The 16,979-nt window shown below is 76.7% G+C and carries 17 protein-coding genes; 6 read left to right on the plus strand and 11 right to left on the minus strand.

Annotated elements, in window-relative coordinates; all coding sequences use genetic code 11:
• Window positions 1-4: 4 nt before the first annotated feature.
• From ACFW1I_RS21960 to ACFW1I_RS21975, 4 genes are all read right to left on the minus strand, one after another.
• On the minus strand, window positions 5-172 hold the full coding sequence (locus ACFW1I_RS21960; RefSeq protein ID WP_384672506.1) for a hypothetical protein: 168 nt from the start codon (window positions 170-172) through the stop codon (window positions 5-7).
• Between the two features lie 383 nt (window positions 173-555).
• The gene (locus ACFW1I_RS21965; RefSeq protein WP_384672509.1) at window positions 556-1,941 is read right to left on the minus strand and encodes an amino acid permease; all 1,386 of its coding nucleotides are present in this window, start codon (window positions 1,939-1,941) and stop codon (window positions 556-558) included.
• 83 nt (window positions 1,942-2,024) lie between these two features.
• On the minus strand, window positions 2,025-4,187 hold the full coding sequence (locus tag ACFW1I_RS21970; RefSeq protein ID WP_384672511.1) for a phage holin family protein: 2,163 nt from the start codon (window positions 4,185-4,187) through the stop codon (window positions 2,025-2,027).
• A 100-nt stretch (window positions 4,188-4,287) separates the two neighbouring features.
• Window positions 4,288-4,692 carry a hypothetical protein gene (locus tag ACFW1I_RS21975; RefSeq protein ID WP_384672513.1) on the minus strand — a complete coding sequence of 135 codons (405 nt, stop codon included), beginning with the start codon at window positions 4,690-4,692 and terminating at the stop codon, window positions 4,288-4,290.
• 112 nt (window positions 4,693-4,804) lie between these two features.
• Between ACFW1I_RS21975 and ACFW1I_RS21980 the strand changes: the two genes are divergently transcribed.
• Together ACFW1I_RS21980 and ACFW1I_RS21985 are read left to right on the plus strand one after the other, a co-directional pair.
• Window positions 4,805-5,578 (plus strand): MBL fold metallo-hydrolase, encoded by a 774-nt coding sequence (locus ACFW1I_RS21980; protein ID WP_384672516.1) that lies wholly within the window; start codon window positions 4,805-4,807, stop codon window positions 5,576-5,578.
• Window positions 5,575-6,240 (plus strand): DedA family protein, encoded by a 666-nt coding sequence (locus ACFW1I_RS21985; protein WP_384672519.1) that lies wholly within the window; start codon window positions 5,575-5,577, stop codon window positions 6,238-6,240. Before ACFW1I_RS21980 ends, ACFW1I_RS21985 begins: the two co-directional genes overlap by 4 nt.
• Here the strand turns inward: ACFW1I_RS21985 and ACFW1I_RS21990 are convergent.
• The 3 genes from ACFW1I_RS21990 to ACFW1I_RS22000 form a co-directional block, all read right to left on the minus strand.
• Window positions 6,220-7,260, minus strand: coding sequence for an MBL fold metallo-hydrolase (locus ACFW1I_RS21990; RefSeq protein WP_384672521.1), 1,041 nt, complete (start codon window positions 7,258-7,260; stop codon window positions 6,220-6,222). The two genes, ACFW1I_RS21985 and ACFW1I_RS21990, sit on opposite strands and share 21 nt — an antisense overlap.
• Window positions 7,257-8,570, minus strand: coding sequence for an aminotransferase class I/II-fold pyridoxal phosphate-dependent enzyme (locus ACFW1I_RS21995; protein ID WP_384672523.1), 1,314 nt, complete (start codon window positions 8,568-8,570; stop codon window positions 7,257-7,259). The genes ACFW1I_RS21990 and ACFW1I_RS21995 overlap by 4 nt, the downstream gene beginning before the upstream one ends.
• 83 nt (window positions 8,571-8,653) lie before the next feature.
• Window positions 8,654-9,856: a sulfite oxidase gene (locus ACFW1I_RS22000; protein ID WP_384672525.1), complete on the minus strand. Its 1,203-nt coding sequence runs from the start codon at window positions 9,854-9,856 to the stop codon at window positions 8,654-8,656.
• Between the two features lie 477 nt (window positions 9,857-10,333).
• Here ACFW1I_RS22000 and ACFW1I_RS22005 point away from each other — a divergent pair, with 477 nt between their 5' ends.
• The gene (locus tag ACFW1I_RS22005; RefSeq protein WP_384672528.1) at window positions 10,334-11,170 is read left to right on the plus strand and encodes a methyltransferase domain-containing protein; all 837 of its coding nucleotides are present in this window, start codon (window positions 10,334-10,336) and stop codon (window positions 11,168-11,170) included.
• 7 nt (window positions 11,171-11,177) lie between these two features.
• Here the strand turns inward: ACFW1I_RS22005 and ACFW1I_RS22010 are convergent, their stop codons facing one another.
• Window positions 11,178-13,139, minus strand: a complete 1,962-nt coding sequence (locus tag ACFW1I_RS22010) for a DUF5107 domain-containing protein (protein ID WP_384672530.1) — start codon at window positions 13,137-13,139, stop codon at window positions 11,178-11,180.
• Window positions 13,140-13,296: 157 nt separating this feature from the next.
• Here ACFW1I_RS22010 and ACFW1I_RS22015 point away from each other — a divergent pair, with 157 nt between their 5' ends.
• A complete protein-coding gene (locus ACFW1I_RS22015) occupies window positions 13,297-13,632 on the plus strand; it encodes a DUF6204 family protein (RefSeq protein ID WP_384672532.1) in 336 nt (111 codons plus the stop codon).
• Here the strand turns inward: ACFW1I_RS22015 and ACFW1I_RS22020 are convergent.
• From ACFW1I_RS22020 to ACFW1I_RS22030, 3 genes are all read right to left on the minus strand, one after another.
• Window positions 13,613-14,158 carry a GNAT family N-acetyltransferase gene (locus ACFW1I_RS22020; RefSeq protein ID WP_384672534.1) on the minus strand — a complete coding sequence of 182 codons (546 nt, stop codon included), beginning with the start codon at window positions 14,156-14,158 and terminating at the stop codon, window positions 13,613-13,615. The two genes, ACFW1I_RS22015 and ACFW1I_RS22020, sit on opposite strands and share 20 nt — an antisense overlap.
• Window positions 14,159-14,258: 100 nt before the next feature.
• Window positions 14,259-14,600, minus strand: coding sequence for a hypothetical protein (locus ACFW1I_RS22025; protein ID WP_384672536.1), 342 nt, complete (start codon window positions 14,598-14,600; stop codon window positions 14,259-14,261).
• Window positions 14,597-14,848: a lipopolysaccharide assembly protein LapA domain-containing protein gene (locus tag ACFW1I_RS22030; RefSeq protein ID WP_384672538.1), complete on the minus strand. Its 252-nt coding sequence runs from the start codon at window positions 14,846-14,848 to the stop codon at window positions 14,597-14,599. Before ACFW1I_RS22030 ends, ACFW1I_RS22025 begins: the two co-directional genes overlap by 4 nt.
• A 159-nt stretch (window positions 14,849-15,007) precedes the next feature.
• On the opposite strand from ACFW1I_RS22030, the gene ACFW1I_RS22035 reads away from it, so the two are divergent.
• Both ACFW1I_RS22035 and ACFW1I_RS22040 read left to right on the plus strand, forming a co-directional pair.
• A complete protein-coding gene (locus ACFW1I_RS22035) occupies window positions 15,008-15,769 on the plus strand; it encodes a GntR family transcriptional regulator (protein ID WP_384672540.1) in 762 nt (253 codons plus the stop codon).
• A gap of 77 nt (window positions 15,770-15,846) precedes the next feature.
• Window positions 15,847-16,935, plus strand: a complete 1,089-nt coding sequence (locus ACFW1I_RS22040) for an adenosine deaminase (RefSeq protein WP_384672543.1) — start codon at window positions 15,847-15,849, stop codon at window positions 16,933-16,935.
• Window positions 16,936-16,979: the final 44 nt, after the last annotated feature.

Here is a 16,979-nt window from a genome sequence, read left to right on the forward strand (position 1 = left end):
GCGGTCAGCGGGCCGGGGGCTCCCGGTGCGGGTGCGCCGCCGCGCGGGCGGGTGCGGGCTCCGGGGCCGGCGCGGGGGCCGGTTCGGACGGGGGCTCGGCGGCGCGGCGGCCGCGGGCGGCCTCGGCGCGCAGCAGGGCCTGGAGGACGGCGTACGGGTCGGACGACGGCATGGCGGTGCTCCTCGCGGGTGCGGGGGTGCCGGGACGGGGCGGACGCGGGTGCGCCGGTGCCGGGTGCGGCCGGGGAGCGCAGCCTCGGCGGGCCCCGGTTCGGAGGTCTCGCCGGCCGGGTCCGGGGCGGCGGGCGCGCCGGCCGGCCGGGGTTCGGCGGCGGCCCCGGCGCCCTCGCCGGTCGGGGCTCCCAGGGCGGTGACGACGAGGAGCAGTCCGCAGACCAGGAGCAGGAGCCGCCGGACGCGCGCCGGGCGGCCCGCCGGAGGGGCGGGCGCGGGGTGCGGCGCGGGTGCGGGGCTCACGGTTATCCGTACTGCCCCGCCGGGCGGGCGGCCCCTCGGCCCGGAGGGGAGATCCGCTCTCCTGGACCAGCCCGCCGGTCAGGGGGTGCCGGCGGCGGCGCGCTTGCGGGCGGCCATCCAGGCGTAGACGAGGACGCCGGCGAAGAGGAAGAGGACGCCCTGGTAGACGGCGGCGTAGCCGGATCCGGCGACCAGCCAGAGGGAGAAGCCGAAGGCGGCGAGGGCGAGGACGGTGTCGCGGACCAGCCGGGACCGCTGGACCCGGTCCGCCCGGCCGGAGAGCAGGAAGTAGAGCTGGGCGGCGGCGGAGAGCAGGTAGGGGACGGTGGCGGTGAAGGTGGTGACGAGGACCAGGATCTCGAAGACGCCGCTCGGTCCGGCCGTGTAGTTGTACACGGTCAGCAGCGAGGCGAGGACGACGGTCACCACGACGCCGACGGTGGGCACGCCGCGCCGCTTCACGGTGAAGACCTGCGGGAAGAGGCCGTCGCGGGCGGCGGCGTACGGGGTCTGGGCGCTGAGCAGGGTCCAGCCGTTGAGGGCGCCGACCATGGAGACCAGGGCCATGCAGGCGACGGCGACGCCGCCCCAGGAGCCGCCGAACATCAGGTTGACGGAGTCGGCGAAGGGGGCGCAGGAGGAGACCAGCGCGTCGTGCGGGACGGTGCCGAGGACGGAGACCATGGTGAGCAGGTAGAGCCCGGCGGCGGCGAGGGTGCCGAGGACGGTGGCGCGGCCGACGTTGCGGCGCGGGTCGCGGACCTCGCCGGCGCTGACGGCGGCGGACTCGACGCCGAGGTAGCTGAAGAGCAGGATCGCGGCGGAGGCGGAGACCGCGCCGAGGGCGCTCTCGTCGCCGGCCCGGAAGGGGCCGAGGTTGGCGCTGTCGAAGAAGAAGAACCCGCCGACGGCGACCAGCAGCAGCGGGACGAACTTGAGCACGGTGGCGACGAGCTGGACGGCGCCGACGTACCGGGTGCCGGCGAGGTTGGCGAGCGCGGGCAGCCACTGGAGGAGCAGGGCGGCGGCGATGGTGGCGGCGGTGGACTCGTGGACGGGCACGAGGACGTCGAGGTAGCCGACGGCGGCGACGGCGAGGGCGGCGTTGGAGACCCAGGTGGTGATCCAGTACGACCAGGCGGCGAGGAAGCCGGCGAAGTCGCCGAACGCCTCGCGGGCGTAGACGTAGGGGCCGCCGGTCATCGGGTGGCGGCGGGCGAGCCCGCCGAAGACCAGGGCGAGGGCGAGGGCGCCGACGGTGAGGACGCCGAAGGCGACCAGGCTGATGGTGCCGAAGGGGGCGACGGAGGCGGGGAGGAGGAAGATGCCGCCGCCGATGATGTTGCCCATGACCAGGGCCGTGGCGATGGGCAGCCCGAACCGCCGGGCGTGCTGCCGGCCCGGCTCGCCGTGCGGGTCGGTGGGGGCCGTGGGAGCGGCGGGGGCCGTGGGGGCCGTGGTCATGGGGTGGTGCGCCTTCCGTCGTGCAGTACCGGACAATCCTCCGGAACCGGACCATGGTCGGGTACGGCGAACACCCGTCCAAATCAGCGGTTTTTGTCCGGCAGGACCCGCCCCTCGACCGGAAGAACTGATTCCGCTTCGGCCCCCGACGGGGAAATCTCCGGAGCGCCCGCCGCCGCGTCCACCGGCACCTGCGGCCCGTCGCCCTCCCGCAGCCAGCGGCGCAGCACCCGGTGCACCCGCTCCGCGCCCACCAGCTCCTCGCCCTCCCCGACCGGCGGCGACAGCTCCGGCGGGGAGAGCAGGAAGGGGTGCCCCTGCTCGCCGCCGAGACCGCCGTGCGAGCCGATCTGCTCCTCGAAGGCGTGCACGGTCCCGGTCGCCGGGTCGTACATCGAGTTGACCATCACGTCGGCGACGTGCGGGAAGCCGTTCGTCCGCCGGACCGCGTCGGCCGCGCCCCGGCCGAAGACGGCCAGCGGCCCGTCGTCGGCCAGCTCCGCCACCGGCACCTCCACCCCGTCCGCCGCCAGCACCACCGCGCCGTGCGCCGCGCTCGCCACCAGCAGGAAGCCGATCCCCGGATGCTGCGCCAGGGTCCGCAGCAGCGCCGGGTGGCGCCGGTCGATCTCCTCCTTCGTCATCCGGTGCGGCACGTCCGGGAAGGAGACCAGGCCCAGGTTCCCCGAGGCGAGCACCACCGGCTCCGAGGGCCGGGCCGGCAGCTCCCGCTCGGTCTCCTCGCCCGTCTCCACCGGCCGGTGCAGGGCGCTGCGCAGCGCGTCCCGAGCAGCGTCCCGGGCCTCCGCGCCGCTGCGCGTCCGGCCCACCCGGCGCGGCACCGGCAGTCCGCAGCCCGCCCGGACCAGGTCCTTCAGCGTCAGCCCGTACGCCCCCGCGAAGGTCTCCCCCGGGCTCTGCCCGTGGTCGGAGAGGAGCACGATCCGGTACGGCCGGGGGGCGTGCTCGGCGACCCGGGCGATCAGCCCGAGCGAGCGGTCCAGCCGGCGCAGCACCTGGTCCGTGTCGCGGCCCCGCGGGCCCGAGTGGTGGGCCACCTCGTCGTACGCCACCAGGTCCGCGTAGACCGCCGTCCGGCCGGCGAGCATGTCGCCCATCACCGCGGCGACCACCACGTCCCGCTCGATCACCGTGGCGAAGGCGCGGACGAAGGGGTAGGTGCCGCCGCGCCGGATCCGGGGCGTCTCCCGGCGCATCCTGGCCCGCACCGACTGGGCCACCTCGCGCACCACCTCGTTGACGAAGGAGCCGGCGGTGCGGACCGCGTTGGCCGGGTCGGAGAAGTACGCGAAGTAGCCGACGCGCGAGCGGTTGCGGCGGCCCCGGCGCGCCGCCACCGTCAGCACCAGCGCCACCTGGTCGGCGCCGCCGCTGAAGAGGTTGCCCCGGGAGGCGCCGTCCAGGGTGAGCAGCCCGCCGTCGCCGGTGCGGCGGACCGCCCGGCGCTGGAGCTCCACCGCGCTCGCCGGCCGGTTCGACACCATGAGGCGGCCGGTGTCCTTCTCGTACCAGCGGAAGGCGGGCACGTCCTCGTTGCTGCCGTGCAGGATGCCGAGCTGGCTGGCGCCGGTCTGGCTCGACCAGTCGGTCCGCCAGGGGGTGAGCCGGTGTCCGGCGTCCAGCCAGCCCGCCACCGTCGGCATCAGCCCGTCGGCGACGGCGGCCCGCAGCACCGCGTGGCCGACCCCGTCGAGCTGGAGGAAGACCGTGCCGGGCGGCGGCGCCGGGACGGTGCGGGGGTCGCGGGGGCGGGTGCGGCCGGTCAGCCGGTAGAGCCGGCGCCGGTACGCGTCGTCGTCCCGCACCGCGAGCGCGGTGGAGGTCGCGGACGCCACGGCGGACATCACGGCCGCGACGACGACCGCGGTCTCCGGGTCGGCGGCGCCCCGCCCGTCCGGGATCAGCCAGAGCGCGACCAGCAGCAGCGAGCCGTTCAGGAAGAAGACCAGCGTCCCGAGGACGAGCGCCGGGACGAGCAGCAGCGCGCGGACCACCAGAGGCCAGACGAGCGCGGTCAGCAGACCGAACGCGCCGGCCGCGGACGCGGCGGTGAGGGCCGTGCGGGTGAGGCTGTCGCCGTCGGCGGACTGCAGCTGGAAGTCCGGCAGCAGCCCGGCGAGCACGAGCAGCGTGACCGTCGACACGGCCCACACGGTGAGCACCCGGACGGCCGTCCGCCCCGCGGTGCGCCAGCGGTCGGTGCCGCCCCTTCGCCCGTCGCCCACGCCACCCGTCACCTTTCACCCAAACGTCCCCCTACCCTGACACACCTACCCACGCGTGGCGGAAGGCACGTCGGCCGGGCACGGATCGCGTGCCGGGGCGTCAGGTGCCGTCGTAGCCGGCGGTCGGCATGGAGAGCCGCCGGTGGACCGCGGCCCGGGCGGCCGAGTCGTAGGCGGGCGGCGGGGCGTCGGCCGTCTCCACCCGGACGCCCCGCCGGGCGCACTCCGCGCGGAACGCCGGGACCGAGGTCACGGCGCGGGCCAGGACGCCCTCGTTCGCGGCCACGAAGAGGTCGACCGCGCCGGACTCGACGTCGGCCCAGAGCTCGTCGTGGTCGGGCCGGACTCCGTAGAAGAGGAGCTGGCGGGTGAGGACGTACCCCCGTTCGGCGGCCCAGCGGGCGCACACCGCGTACTGGCCGCGGGTGTCGACGAGAAAGGGGTGGGAATCGAGTTCTTCGAGCGGGGTGAGGCTGGCGATCGCCGCGACCCGGACGTCGTTCATGCGCCGACCCTACTGCCCTGCGGTGCCGCACGGGAGGCCCGCCGGGCCTCTACTCTCGACGACAGGACTCTCGGCGACGGGGAGCGGACGGGCGAGGGAAGGACGGCATGCGGTGGAGGTCACCTGGTGGGGGCACGCGACCTGCACGGTCGAGGACTCCGGGGTCCGGTTCCTCACCGACCCGCTGTTCGCGCGGCGCCTCGCGCACCTGCGCCGCCGCCGCGGCGCCCCGCCGCCCCCGGAGGCGGCCGTGGCGGAGGCGGTCCTCGTCTCCCATCTGCACTCCGACCACCTGCACCTGCCGTCGCTCGCCCGGCTCGCGCCGGGCACCCGGCTGGTGGTGCCGCGCGGCGCGCCCGACGCCGTGCCGGGGCTGCGCCGGCTGGCCGCGGCGGGGCTGCGGCTGACGGAGGTGGCGGCCGGCGACGAGGTGACCGTGGAGGGCGTGACCGTACGGGCGGTGCCGGCGCTGCACGACGGCCGGCGGCTGCCGTTCGGCCCGCACCGCTCCCCCGCGCTCGGGTACGTCGTCGAGGGCGAGGCCCGGACGTACTTCGCCGGGGACACCGGCCTGTTCGACACCATGGCGGAGGCGGTCGGACCGGTGGACGTGGCGCTGCTGCCGGTGGGCGGCTGGGGCCCGTACCTGGGGCACGGGCACCTGGACGCGGGCCGCGCGGCGCAGGCGCTGGCGGCGCTCTCGCCGGCGGCGGCGGTGCCGGTGCACTACGGCACGTACTGGCCGATCGGCCTGGACGGGGTCCGGCCGCACGAGTTCCACGCGCCGGGCGACGAGTTCGTCCGGCAGGCGGCCCGGCTCGCGCCGAAGGTGGCGGTGCACCGGCTGGGGCACGGCGAGCGGGTGCGGCCGGAGGTCGCCCGGTGACGCTCCTCGCCGCCCTGCGGGACCTGCCGCCGGAGTCGACCCAGCAGGCGGTCGGCTATCCGTCGCTGTTCCTGCTGGTGGCGCTGGGCGCGCTGGTGCCGGTGGTGCCGACGGGGGCGATCGTCAGCTCGGCGGCCGTGGTCGCCTTCCACCAGTCGTCGCCCTTCTCGCTGCTCTTCGTCTTCCTGCTGGCCTCGCTCGCCGCGTTCCTCGGCGATCTGGCGCTGTACTGGCTGGGGCAGCGGGGCGTCCGGTCGCGGAACGGCTCGCGCTGGCTGGCGGCGCTGCGCTCTCGGGTGACGCCGGACCGGCTGGCCCACGCGCAGGAGCGCCTGGACACCCACCAGGTGTCGGTGCTCGTGCTGTCCCGGCTGGTCCCGGCCGGCCGGATCCCGGTGATGCTGGCCTGCCTGCTGGCCCGGATGCCGCTGCGCCGGTTCGCCCGGGGCGACGCGGCGGCCTGTCTGGCCTGGGCGGCGACGTACCAGCTGATCGGCATCCTGGGCGGCTCGCTCTTCCCGGAGCCGTGGCAGGGCGTGGTGGCGGCGGTCGGTCTGACGCTGCTGATCAGCGCGGTGCCGGTGGCGTGGCGGCGGATCCGGGGCGGCCGCGGCGACCGCGACGGCGGCCGGGAGGGCGTCCTACGGCACGAGGACGCGTGAGCCGCCGACCGGGAGGTCCCACAGGTCCTCGCGGGGCAGCCCGGCGCGCTCCCAGGCGGCCCGGACCCGGGTGAGGGGTTCGAGGACGGGTTCGGAGGAGAGCACGAAGGTGGCCCAGTGCATGGGGGCCATCCGGCGGGCGCCCAGGTCCTGGTGGGCGCGGACGGCCTCCTCCGGGTCGGTGTGGACGTCGCTGAGCCACCAGCGGGGGTCGTAGGCGCCGATGGGCAGCAGCGCCAGGTCGATGCCGGGGTGGCGGCGGCCGATCTCGGCGAACCAGTGGCCGTAACCGGTGTCCCCGGCGAAGTAGACCCGCCGGCCGGTGGTGTCGGTGAGCACCCAGCCGCCCCAGAGGGACCGGCAGGTGTCGACGAGGGTCCGCTTGGACCAGTGGTGGGCGGGGACGAAGTCGAAGCGGACGCCGTCGAGTTCGGTCGCCTCCCACCAGTCGAGCTCGGTGACGCGGGTGAAGCCGCGGCGGAGGAACCAGCGGCCGAGCCCGGCCGGGACGAGGACCGGGGTGGCGCGCGGGAGGCGCCGGAGGGTCGGGGCGTCGAGGTGGTCGAAGTGGTTGTGGCTGATGACGACCGCGTCGACCGGGGGCAGGTCCTCCCAGCGGACGCCGACCGGGGTGAGCCGGGCCGGGGTGCCGAAGATGCGGCGGGACCAGACCGGGTCGGTGAGGACGGTGAGGCCGCCGACGCGGACGATCCAGCTGGCGTGCCCGGCCCAGGTGACGGCGACCGTGCCGGGTCCGGCGGGCGGCAGCGGGCCGGGCTCGAAGGGCAGCAGCGGCACGTCCCGCAGCCCCTCGCGCCGGGGGCGTACGGCTCCCTCGCGGGCGAGCCGGGCGAGGGCGCGGACGCCGGGCAGGGGCGCGGTGAGCCGGTCGGCGAAGGTGCGGGGCCAGTCCGCGCGGAGCCGGCCGAGCGGCTGGAGCACGGACGTCGGGAGGGTGGCGGGCGCGGGCCGGTGCGGGGCCCCGGCAGCCGGGGCGGGGCGGGCCGTCCGTTCGGTCATCTGCGGGCTCCGTTCTGCGCGGTGGGCGGCTCGGCGGTGGGCGGCTCGGCGGTGGGCGGCTCGGCGGTGGGCGGCTCGGCGAGGGCGTCGAGGGCGGCGGTCAGTTCGGCCAGCGCCCGTACCGCCTGGGGCAGTTCTTCGGGTGCGCGGGAGGCGAGGGACTCGGCGCGCTCGGGCGGGGTGGCGCCGAGCAGCGGTCCGGTGTCGAGGCGGACGCGCAGCGCGCCGAGTTCGTCGCCGAAGCGGTGGCCGCCGGGGACGGGCCGGCCGAGGCGGGCGGTGAGGTACTGCTCCAGTTCCAGGGAGTCGGTGACGCCGCGGGCGGCGAGCCCGGGGCGGAGCGGTCCGAGGTCGGCGTAGAGGTGGCGGCCGGCCTGCGGGGGCCGGGCGAGGGCCCCGGCGGCGAGGACGGCGGTGTGCGCGGCGGCGGCGAGCCGGCCGTGGGCGGCGGCGGCGCGCAGGGCGGGTACGGAGACGTCCTCGGGTTCGTCGAGGGCGTGGGCGGCGGCCGGGGCGACGGGGGCGGGGAGCACCGCGCCGAGCGCGGTGAGGACGTCGAGGGCGCGGGCGCGGGGGTCGCCGTACCGGTCGGCGCGGGAGGCGCCGGTGGGCGGGAAGCGGGCGATCGCGCAGGGCCAGGAGGCGGGGACGAGGCCGCCGCCGGCGAGGTCGGCGAGCACGGTGACGTCGTCGGGGCACATCTCGGCGGGGCTGAGCAGGACGGTGTCGCGGGGGTGGTGGAGGGTGTCGCGCCAGGTCTCGTCGCTGATGACGTGCAGGCCCTCGGCGACGGCGGCCTCGCAGCTCTCGCGGACGAGTTCGGGCGGGGGGACGGTGGCGGTCGGGTCGTCGGCGACGGAGAGCAGCAGCACCCGGGGGTCGCCGCCCTCGGCGCGGACCCGGCGGACGGTCTCCAGGAGGGCGTACGGGTCGGGGACGCCGCCCGCCTCGGCGGTGGTGGGCACGTGGTAGGCGGGCCGGCCGAGGAGGCGGATCTGCGGGGTCCACCAGGCGGGGCAGGGCCGGGGCAGCAGCACGTCGCCGCCGTGGGCGGCGAGGAGGGCGAGGAGCAGGGCGGGGGCGCCGGGGGCGGCGAGGGAGTCCTCGGCGTGGCCGCGCAGGCCGCGCCGCCACCAGTAGCCCGCGGCGGCCTCGCGCAGGACGGGGCCGCCGCCGGGCGGTTCGGGGTCGGTCCGTCCGGCGGCGGCCGCGAGGAGCGCGGCGAGCCCCGGGGGGACGGGCCGGCCGCTCTCGGGCGCGGGAGGTCCGTAGCGCACCGGGCCGCGGCCTTCCGGAGCCGTCTCCCGCATGTCCCGTACCTCCTGAGCGCACGGGGGCGCCGGGCACGGCGTCCCCGTGCCCTTTATACGGAGGTTCGCCCGGGTGTGCCTCGTCAGACGACCGCGACCGGGTGACGGACGGCCGCGTCGAAGAGGTAGCCCTGGGTGTTGTGGACGGCCCGGTCGGGCTGGACGTTCCCGGCGGCGTCGGTGGTGCGGGAGAGCAGGGTGACGGGCCCGGTGCGCTCCGGCCGCCAGGGCGCCGACCAGCGGACCCAGGCACCGCGCCGGGGGCCGTCGTGGAGGCGGGCGGGACGCCAGGTGGCGCCACCGTCGGTGGAGACGTCGACGGAGCGGACGGGCGCGTGGGCGGACCAGGCGCGGCCGGTCAGCCGGTGGACGCGGCCGGCCTCCAGGGTGGCGCCGAAGGGCAGCTGGTAGCCGGACTTGAGGGTCTGCCGGGTGAGCGGGGCGCTGCCGCCGGGCGGGTGGGCCTCGCCGAGGAGCCGGTACCAGTCGGTGGACCAGGGGCTGGTCAGCGGACGGGTGGAGACCTCGATGTCGCCGAGCCACTTGATGGAGGCGATGCCGACCCAGTCGGGCACGATCAGCCGGACGGGGTGCCCGTGGTCGTACGGGAGGGGCTCGCCGTTCATCTCGTACGCGAGGATCACGTCGTCCAGCGCCTTGGCGACGGGGAGCGGGCGGCGGACCCGGCCGTGGTCGGTGCCGCCGGAGACGTACGGGTCGTCGAGGCCGCGCGGCATCAGGTCGACGGCGTCGTGGGCGAGTCCGGCGCGGCGCAGCACCTCGCCGAGGCGGACGCCGCGCCAGCGGGCGGCGCCGACGGCGCCGAGGGTCCAGGCGGTGCCGGAGACGGCCTGGCCCTGCTGGGTGGTGTAGAGGCTGCGGGCGTTGCCGGCGCATTCGACGAGGGCCGTCCGGGTGACGGAGGGCAGGTCGCGGAGCTGCCCGTAGGTGAAGTGGACGGGGGCGCGGCCGTGCAGTCCGTCGCCCCAGAGGGTGAGCCGCCAGTCCTGCGCGTCGAGGACCGGGGTGGTGGTGTGGTTGCGGACGAAGAAGCGGTCCGCGGGGGTGAGGAAGCCGGTGTCGCCGAAGGCGTCGAAGCGGGCTTCGGCGTTGGTGCCGCGGACGGTGAAGTGCGCCTCGGGCAGCGGCTTGACGATGCCGGGGGCGGCGGGGGCGGCGGGGGCGGCCGACGCCGGGGTGAGGGAGCCGCCGAGGAGGGCCGCGGCCGGGGCGGCGGCGAGGCCCTTCAGGAGCGTACGGCGGACGGGCGCGGGCGGGTTCGGCACGGGACTCCTCGGCACGGTCACGGGTCGGACCGCCGGACGGCGGCGGGGCGATCGTAGGCGCGCGCGGGGCGGTGGCGTCCGGTTCCGGCCACCCGTTCACGAGGCTGTCACAGGAAGCCCGGCGCGGGAGGAAAGACGGGAGGTGACGGGAGGTGACGGGAGGTGACGGGAGGAGAGGCGGCGAGGAGCCCGGAGAGAAGCACGGAGGAACGCGCGGAGATGCGTGCGGAGAAACGCGAAAAAAGCGCGGCGGCGGCCCGGTCTCCCCCAACGGTCCGGGCCGCCCCCGCGGGTACGCGCCCCCCGTCGCGCGTCCCCCCCGAGGGAAACATATAGAAGTCCTTTCTAGAAGCCAACTCCAGTCCGGATTTCCCCGGCCCGCCCCTCCTTCCCGTCCGCATGGCAAGACACCCGTCTCACCATGCGTCAGGTGGCCCTACGGTGGAGCCCCGTACCCACACCGAGGGAGTCGGTTCCATGACGCACGCCTCCGAGCGGACCCAGGCCCGCGAGACCGCCGTCTACACCCACGGCCACCACGAGTCGGTCCTCCGCTCGCACACCTGGCGCACCGCCGCCAACTCGGCGGCCTACCTGCTGGGCGAACTGCGCCCGGGGCTCGACGTGCTGGACGTCGGCTGCGGGCCCGGCACCATCACCGCCGACCTGGCCGCGCTGGTCGCCCCGGGCCGGGTCACCGCCGTCGACAGCGCCGAGGACGTCCTCGACAAGGCGCGGGCGACGGCCGGCGAACGGGGCCTGGAGAACGTGGAGTTCGCCGTCGCCGACGTGCACGCCCTGGACTTCCCCGACGACTCCTTCGACGTCGTCCACGCCCACCAGGTGCTCCAGCACGTGGGCGACCCGGTCCAGGCGCTGCGCGAGATGCGCCGGGTGTGCCGGCCGGGCGGGGTCGTGGCGGCCCGGGACAGCGACTACGGCGCCTTCGCCTGGTATCCCGAACGGCCCGTGCTGGACGCCTGGCTGGACCTGTACCACCGGGTGGCGCGCGCCAACGGCGGCGAACCGGACGCCGGACGGCGGCTGTTCGCCTGGGCCCGGGAGGCCGGGTTCGCCGACGTCGCCGCCTCGGGGAGCGCCTGGACCTTCGCGGGACCCGGGGAGCGGGCCTGGTGGAGCGGCCTGTGGGCGGACCGCACGACCGCCTCGTCCTACGCGGACCTGGCGGTCGAGGGCGGCCATGCCACCCGCGCCGAGCTGGCGGAGGTCGCCGCGGCCTGGCGCGAGTGGGGCACCCGGGAGGACGCCTGGTTCCTGGTCCCGCACGGCGAGATCCTGTGCCGCGTCCCCTGACCCGCCCTCAGGGACGCATGCGGAACTCGTAGACGGCCGGGAGCGGTTCGTCGGTGAGCCGGGACCAGAGGTCGCCGAGGATCTCGGCGCCCTCGCGCAGGTCGGGGACCTCGAAGCCCGCGTCGAAGACGGCGCGGGCCTCGTCCGGCCGCCGCTCGGCGAGCAGGAGCCGGGCCTCCAGGAGCCGGAACGCGCCCCGGTCGCGCACCTCCTCCGGCAGCGCCCGCCACAGGGCGCGGGCGCGCTCGGGCCGGCCGGCCGCCAGCTGGGCCTCGACGGCCTCGCGGGTCAGCGCCGCGGCCACGGTGACGGCGGCCGGTCCGTCCACCGTCCCGTCCAGCTCCGCGCACGCCTCGGCGAAGCGGTGGGCGGCCCGCTCCGGATGCCCCTCCTCACGGTCGGCGACGGCGAGGCAGTACAGCAGCGGCCAGCGGACCGCCGCCCCGGCCAGGCCCCGCTCCCAGCTGCGGACCGCCTGGGCCCGGTCGCCGGCGTGCCACTGGGCGATGCCGAGGTGGTACTCGGTGGACGGGTCGGCGGGCGCGGTCTCCAGCATGTCCCGCCAGGCGGGGCCGACCTGCGGCGGCAGCGGCACGGCGCCCTTCGCGGGCGGCGGCAGGACGCCGGTGCGCAGCAGGTCCCGCCAGGGTTCCTGCTCGGCGCCGAGCGTGGCCTCCGGGAAGGGGGTGCCGGGCAGGTCGAGGCCGCCGCGGAGGACTTCGAGGGCGCCCCAGCCGGAGCCGGCCGCCAGGACCGCGTCCGGCGCCGGGTCGGTGTCGGCGGCCCGCTCCCGCCAGGCGGTGTGCGCGGCGTCGACGGCGGTACGGGGCAGGGCCAGGTCCAGGGCGCGTTCGGCCTCCGCGCGGGCGGCGGCCCAGTCGGTGCCGAGCGCGGTGCCCGGATCGGCGGCCAGCGGCCCGTACGCCTCCAGCCAGCTCAGCTCCGAGCCGGGGGCGAGTTCGAGGTGTTCGAGCTGGGTGCGGGCGAGTCCGGCCTGGATCTCGGCGTACCCCTCGGTGCCGGGGGCGGTGAGCCATTCCTGCCAGCGGCGGCCACCGGGGCCGGTGCCCCAGACGAAGAGCTTGCGGCCGCGCAGCCCGTCGGTGGAGGTCTGGACGAGGCCGGTGCCGTCCTCGTCGAGGGCGGCGATCCAGCGCCGGCCGCCGTCCGGCAGGTCGTAGAACCAGTCGCCGGCGTGGGTGCTGTGCCCGGGCCGGGAGCGGTCGGTGCCGTCCTCGCCCGCCGGGACGGGGACCCTGCGGAGCCCGCGGTCGTAGCCGTGGTGCCAGGCGGTGTCGGCGGGGGCGAGGATCCGGCGGCGCTCGGGGACGGCGGTGTTGGACCACCAGGAGACGGGCGCGGGCCGTTCGTGCGGGTTGCGGACGCGGACGCCGACGAGGAGGAAGTCGGAGCCCTCGGGCAGCCACAGGTCGACCTGGAACGGCAGGTCGCGCAGCCGCTCCCACTCCCAGAGGCGGAGCATCGGGGTGCCGTCCGGGGCGGGGACGGTCGCCGCGTGCAGCGGGGCGCAGGAGAGGGTGCCGTGGCCGGTGGCGCCGGTATTCCACTCGATGCCGCCGGAGAACCAGGCGCCGTTGAGGGCGAAGGCGGCGGGCTGGAACACGGGGTTGCGGTAGACGAGTTCGCGGCCGGTGGGCTTGTGGTGGAGGGAGTGGACCCGGCCGCCGAGCCCCGGCAGCACGGTGACCCGCAGCCGGTCGTTCTCCAGGACGAGGGCGTCGAGCGCGCGCTCCGGGCGGTCCCGGCCGTAGCCGTCGCGGACCGGGGCGGGCAGCAGGCTGCGCAGCGGCGCCCGGCCGATGCCCCGCGCCATCTCGCGCGGCAGCGCGGCGAGTTCGGCGGGACCGAGCGCGTGCGCCGGGCCGGGGGTGCGGAGGGCGGGCAGCGGGTTGTCCGGGCCGAGCGGGGCCGCGGGGAGGGTGAGCACGGCACGTCGTACGGTCGTCATCCGCCCATGGAACACGCCGGGGACCGCCGTGAACAGACCGCGTGACCAGGGCCTTCCGCCGCGCTTAATTGGCGCGCGCCCGGCCCGGGACCCTGCCTAGGGTGGAGGGTCGTCCGCCGCCGTGGCGGGCACCGGGAGCACCACGGGAGTACGAGAGATGGGCACGCCACACACCTACCGGGTCATCGTGCGGGGCACCTTCGACGGGCTGACGCCGGAGAGCCGCGAGCGGCTGCTCGCCGAGGTGGAGGAGCACGGCCTGGCGGCGATGCGCTTCACCGAGGAGGGCTCGCTCACGTACGACCGGGCGCTCAAGCACTTCTCGTACCGGCTGGTCGTCGAGTCGGACGCGGAGGACGGCGACGAGATGGCGGGCGCGCTGGCCGAGGAACGGGTGGAGGCGGCGCTGGCCGCGCTCGGCCACGGCCACAAGGGGCTGAAGTCCACGGTGACCGACCTCGACACGATGAAGATCAACCGCAAGGGTCGGTGATCGCCCAGCGCTCGTGGTCCCGCCAGGCGCCGTCGATGAACAGCATGGCGGGCGAGAAGCCCTCCAGCCGGAAGCCGGCGCGGCGGACGAGGGCGCGGGAGGGGGAGTTGCCCGGCTGGATGTTCGCTTCGAGCCGGTGCAGCCCCATCGGCCCGAAGGCGTGCGCGAGCAGCAGCCCGAGCGCCTCGCCCATCAGACCGCGCCCGGCGGCGTGGGCGAACGCGCCGTACCCGAGGGCGCCGCTGCGGAAGGCGCCGCGGACGATGTTGTTGATCGTGAGGAACCCGGCGATCCGCCCGCCCTCCTCCCGCTCGCACACGAGGAACCCGGCCCGCGCCGGCTCCTCGATCAGCGCGCCCGCGTAGGCGGCGTACGCCTCGGCCGTCCGCGGCGGGAACAGCCAGGGCCGGTGCAGCCCGACGCTCTCCTCGGCCCGCGCGGTGAACTCCGCCGCGTCACCGGACGTGAACGGCCGCAGCCCCACCCGGGACCCGGCCACGAGATAGCGGTCAAGATCGTCGGACATGCCCCCAGGCTAGGCGCTCCGGCGGGACGCCCGCCGGAAGTCCCGCTCGGCCGGCCCGCCCTTCGTGGCGCGGGCGCGGGCGCGGGCGGTGGCGGGCGGGTCAGCGGCGGGCCGTCGTCACGCGGAGCGGGCAGGGTTCGCCCTTGCGGAGGACGCCGATCACCACCGTGGTGCGGCGGTCGAGGCCGGTGCCGGCGGCGGGGTACTGGGTGCAGACGCGCCAGCTCGGGGGCCACAGGACCCGGCGGTCGCGGCCTGAGGCGTCGTGGACGTCGAGGCGGGTGCGGTGGTCCAGGCGGGTGAAGACCCGCCACAGGCCGCCGCCGCGGAAGTCCGGCATCGGGGGCCGGGCCCGCCGGAAGGCCGTGTCGCCGACGGCGCCCGCCGCCACCGCGGCGACGGCCAGGGCCGCGCCCGCCCCGATCAGGGCGCCGCGCCTCACTTGCTCCTCCTGGGGCCCCTCCGGGCGGCGTACCAGCCGCAGACCGCGCCCAGCAGGGCGGTGGCGAGGAGCGCGAGGTAGAGCGGCATCGTCACCTCGGGGATCAGCAGCCGGATCCTCACCTCGCGGGTGTTCTCGAAGATGAAGACGAGCAGGAGGACCGCGACGACCGCGATCGCGATCCGTCCCGGCGTGACGGCGCCGAGCCGGTCCCCCCGTCTCGTGCCTGCCGTGTCCTTGGGACTCATGCCCGGCCCCTCTCCTCCGTCGTCCGTCACGGGCGTACCCGTGGGACCAGAATGGGGGGACCGGCACGTCGGCGGGACGGTGGACAGCGCCGTCCGGGTGACTTGTCAGACAACCAGGGGCGGCTACCGTGGTGGCCGGACGACGGACGAGGAGGGGCCTTGGCGCTCAGCGGGCACCGGCGGCGACCGGTGGTGGCGCTCTACGAGCGGATCGCGGACGCCGTCCACGACGGCACCTACCCGCCCGGCTCCACCCTCCCCTCCGAGCCGAAGCTCGCCGCCGAACTGGGGGTGAGCCGGCCGGCCCTGCGCGAGGCGCTGCTGCTGCTCCAGGAGGACGGGCTGCTCACGGTGCGCCGCGGGGTGGGCCGGACGGTGAACGCGCGCCCCCCGCGCCGCGGCTTCGAGCACGTCCAGCCGCTGGAGGAGCTGATCGGCGGCGGCACCGGGTCCCGCGTCCGGGCCCTGCTCCGGACCGTGGAGGAGCCCACCGACTTCACCACCCAGCACCTGCTGGCCCCGGCCCGCGCCGAGCTGCGGTTCTGGGAGTCGGTGCTGAGCGGCGAGTCGGGGCCCGCCGCGCTGTGCCACGAGTGGGCGGCGGCCGACGAGGTCCTGGACCGCGTCCACCCCGCCTTCGCGGCCGCCCTGCGCGAGTGCGGGGCGGCGACGGCGGGGGACCCCGCCGTGTCGATGCTCTCGGTCCTGCTCGGCGCCTCCCGCGAGGTCGCCCTGCACGCCCACAGCGGGATCACCGCCACCCTCCTCGGGCGGCGCCGCGGCGAGCAGCTGGGCCGCCCCGCCGACACCCCCGCGGTCCTGGTCACCCAGGTGGTGCGGGTCGGGGACACCCCCGTCCTGGCCGCCAAGCACATGCTGCCGACGGGCGCGCCCGCGCTGCCGGTCCTCCAGTCCCACTGAGCCGGCGCCCGCCGGACCCGTCGCCCGCCGGCCGGGGCCTCCCCCGCCCGGCGGGTCATGACGTACACTTCCCGGCCATGCACTTGTCTGACAACCCTGCCACGCCTGCGCCGGCCGCCGTCTCCGACTGGATCCGCCGCGCCCCGAAGGCCGTCCTCCACGACCACCTCGACGGCGGGCTCCGCCCGGCCACCATCGTCGAGCTGGCCCGGGAGTGCGGCTACACCGCGCTGCCGACCGAGGACCCGGCCGAGCTCGCGGTCTGGTTCCGGGACGCCGCCGACTCCGGCTCCCTGGAGCGCTACCTGGAGACCTTCGCCCACACCTGCGCGGTGATGCAGACCCGCGAGGCGCTGCTGCGGATCGCCGCCGAGTGCGCCGAGGACCTGGCGGCGGACGGGGTCGTCTACGCCGAGGTGCGGTACGCCCCCGAGCAGCACCTGGAGGGCGGCCTGACCCTCGACGAGGTCGTCGAGGCGGTCAACGAGGGCTTCCGCGAGGGCGAGCGCAGGACCGGCGGCCGGATCACCGTCCGCGCGCTGCTCACCGGCATGCGGCACACCGACCGCTCGCTGGAGATCGCCGAGCTGACCGTCGCCCACCGCGACAACGGCGTGGCCGGCTTCGACATCGCCGGCGGCGAGATCGGCAACCCGCCGGCCCGCCACCTGCCCGCCTTCCAGCACCTGAAGCGGGAGAACTGCCACTTCACCATCCACGCGGGCGAGGCCGTCGGCGCCGAGTCGATCCACGAGGCCGTGCAGGTCTGCGGCACCGAGCGGATCGGCCACGGGGTGCGGATCACGGACGACATCGCCGAGGACGGCACCCTCGGCCGCCTCGCCGCGTACGTCCGCGACAACCGGATCGCCCTGGAGGTCTGCCCGACCTCCAACCTGCAGACCGGCGCCGCCAAGGACTACGGCTCCCACCCGATCGACGAGCTGCGCCGCCTCGGCTTCCGCATCACGCTCAACACCGACAACCGGCTCGTCTCCGGCACCACCATGAGCGAGGAGTTCCAGCACATGGCGGACGCCTTCGGCTACGGCCCCGAGGTCTTCGAGGAGTTCACGGTCGCCGCCCTGGAGGCCGCCTTCCTGCCGCTGCCGGAGCGCCGGCGGCTGATCGAGGAGATCGTGCGCCCCGGGTACGCGGCGCTGTGACCGCCCGGGGAGGGCGGCGGGTGCCACCCTCCCCGGTGGAAGAA

It is taken from the genome of Streptomyces sp. NPDC058955 (assembly GCF_042741435.1).
In the GTDB taxonomy this organism is placed as follows: domain Bacteria; phylum Actinomycetota; class Actinomycetes; order Streptomycetales; family Streptomycetaceae; genus Streptomyces.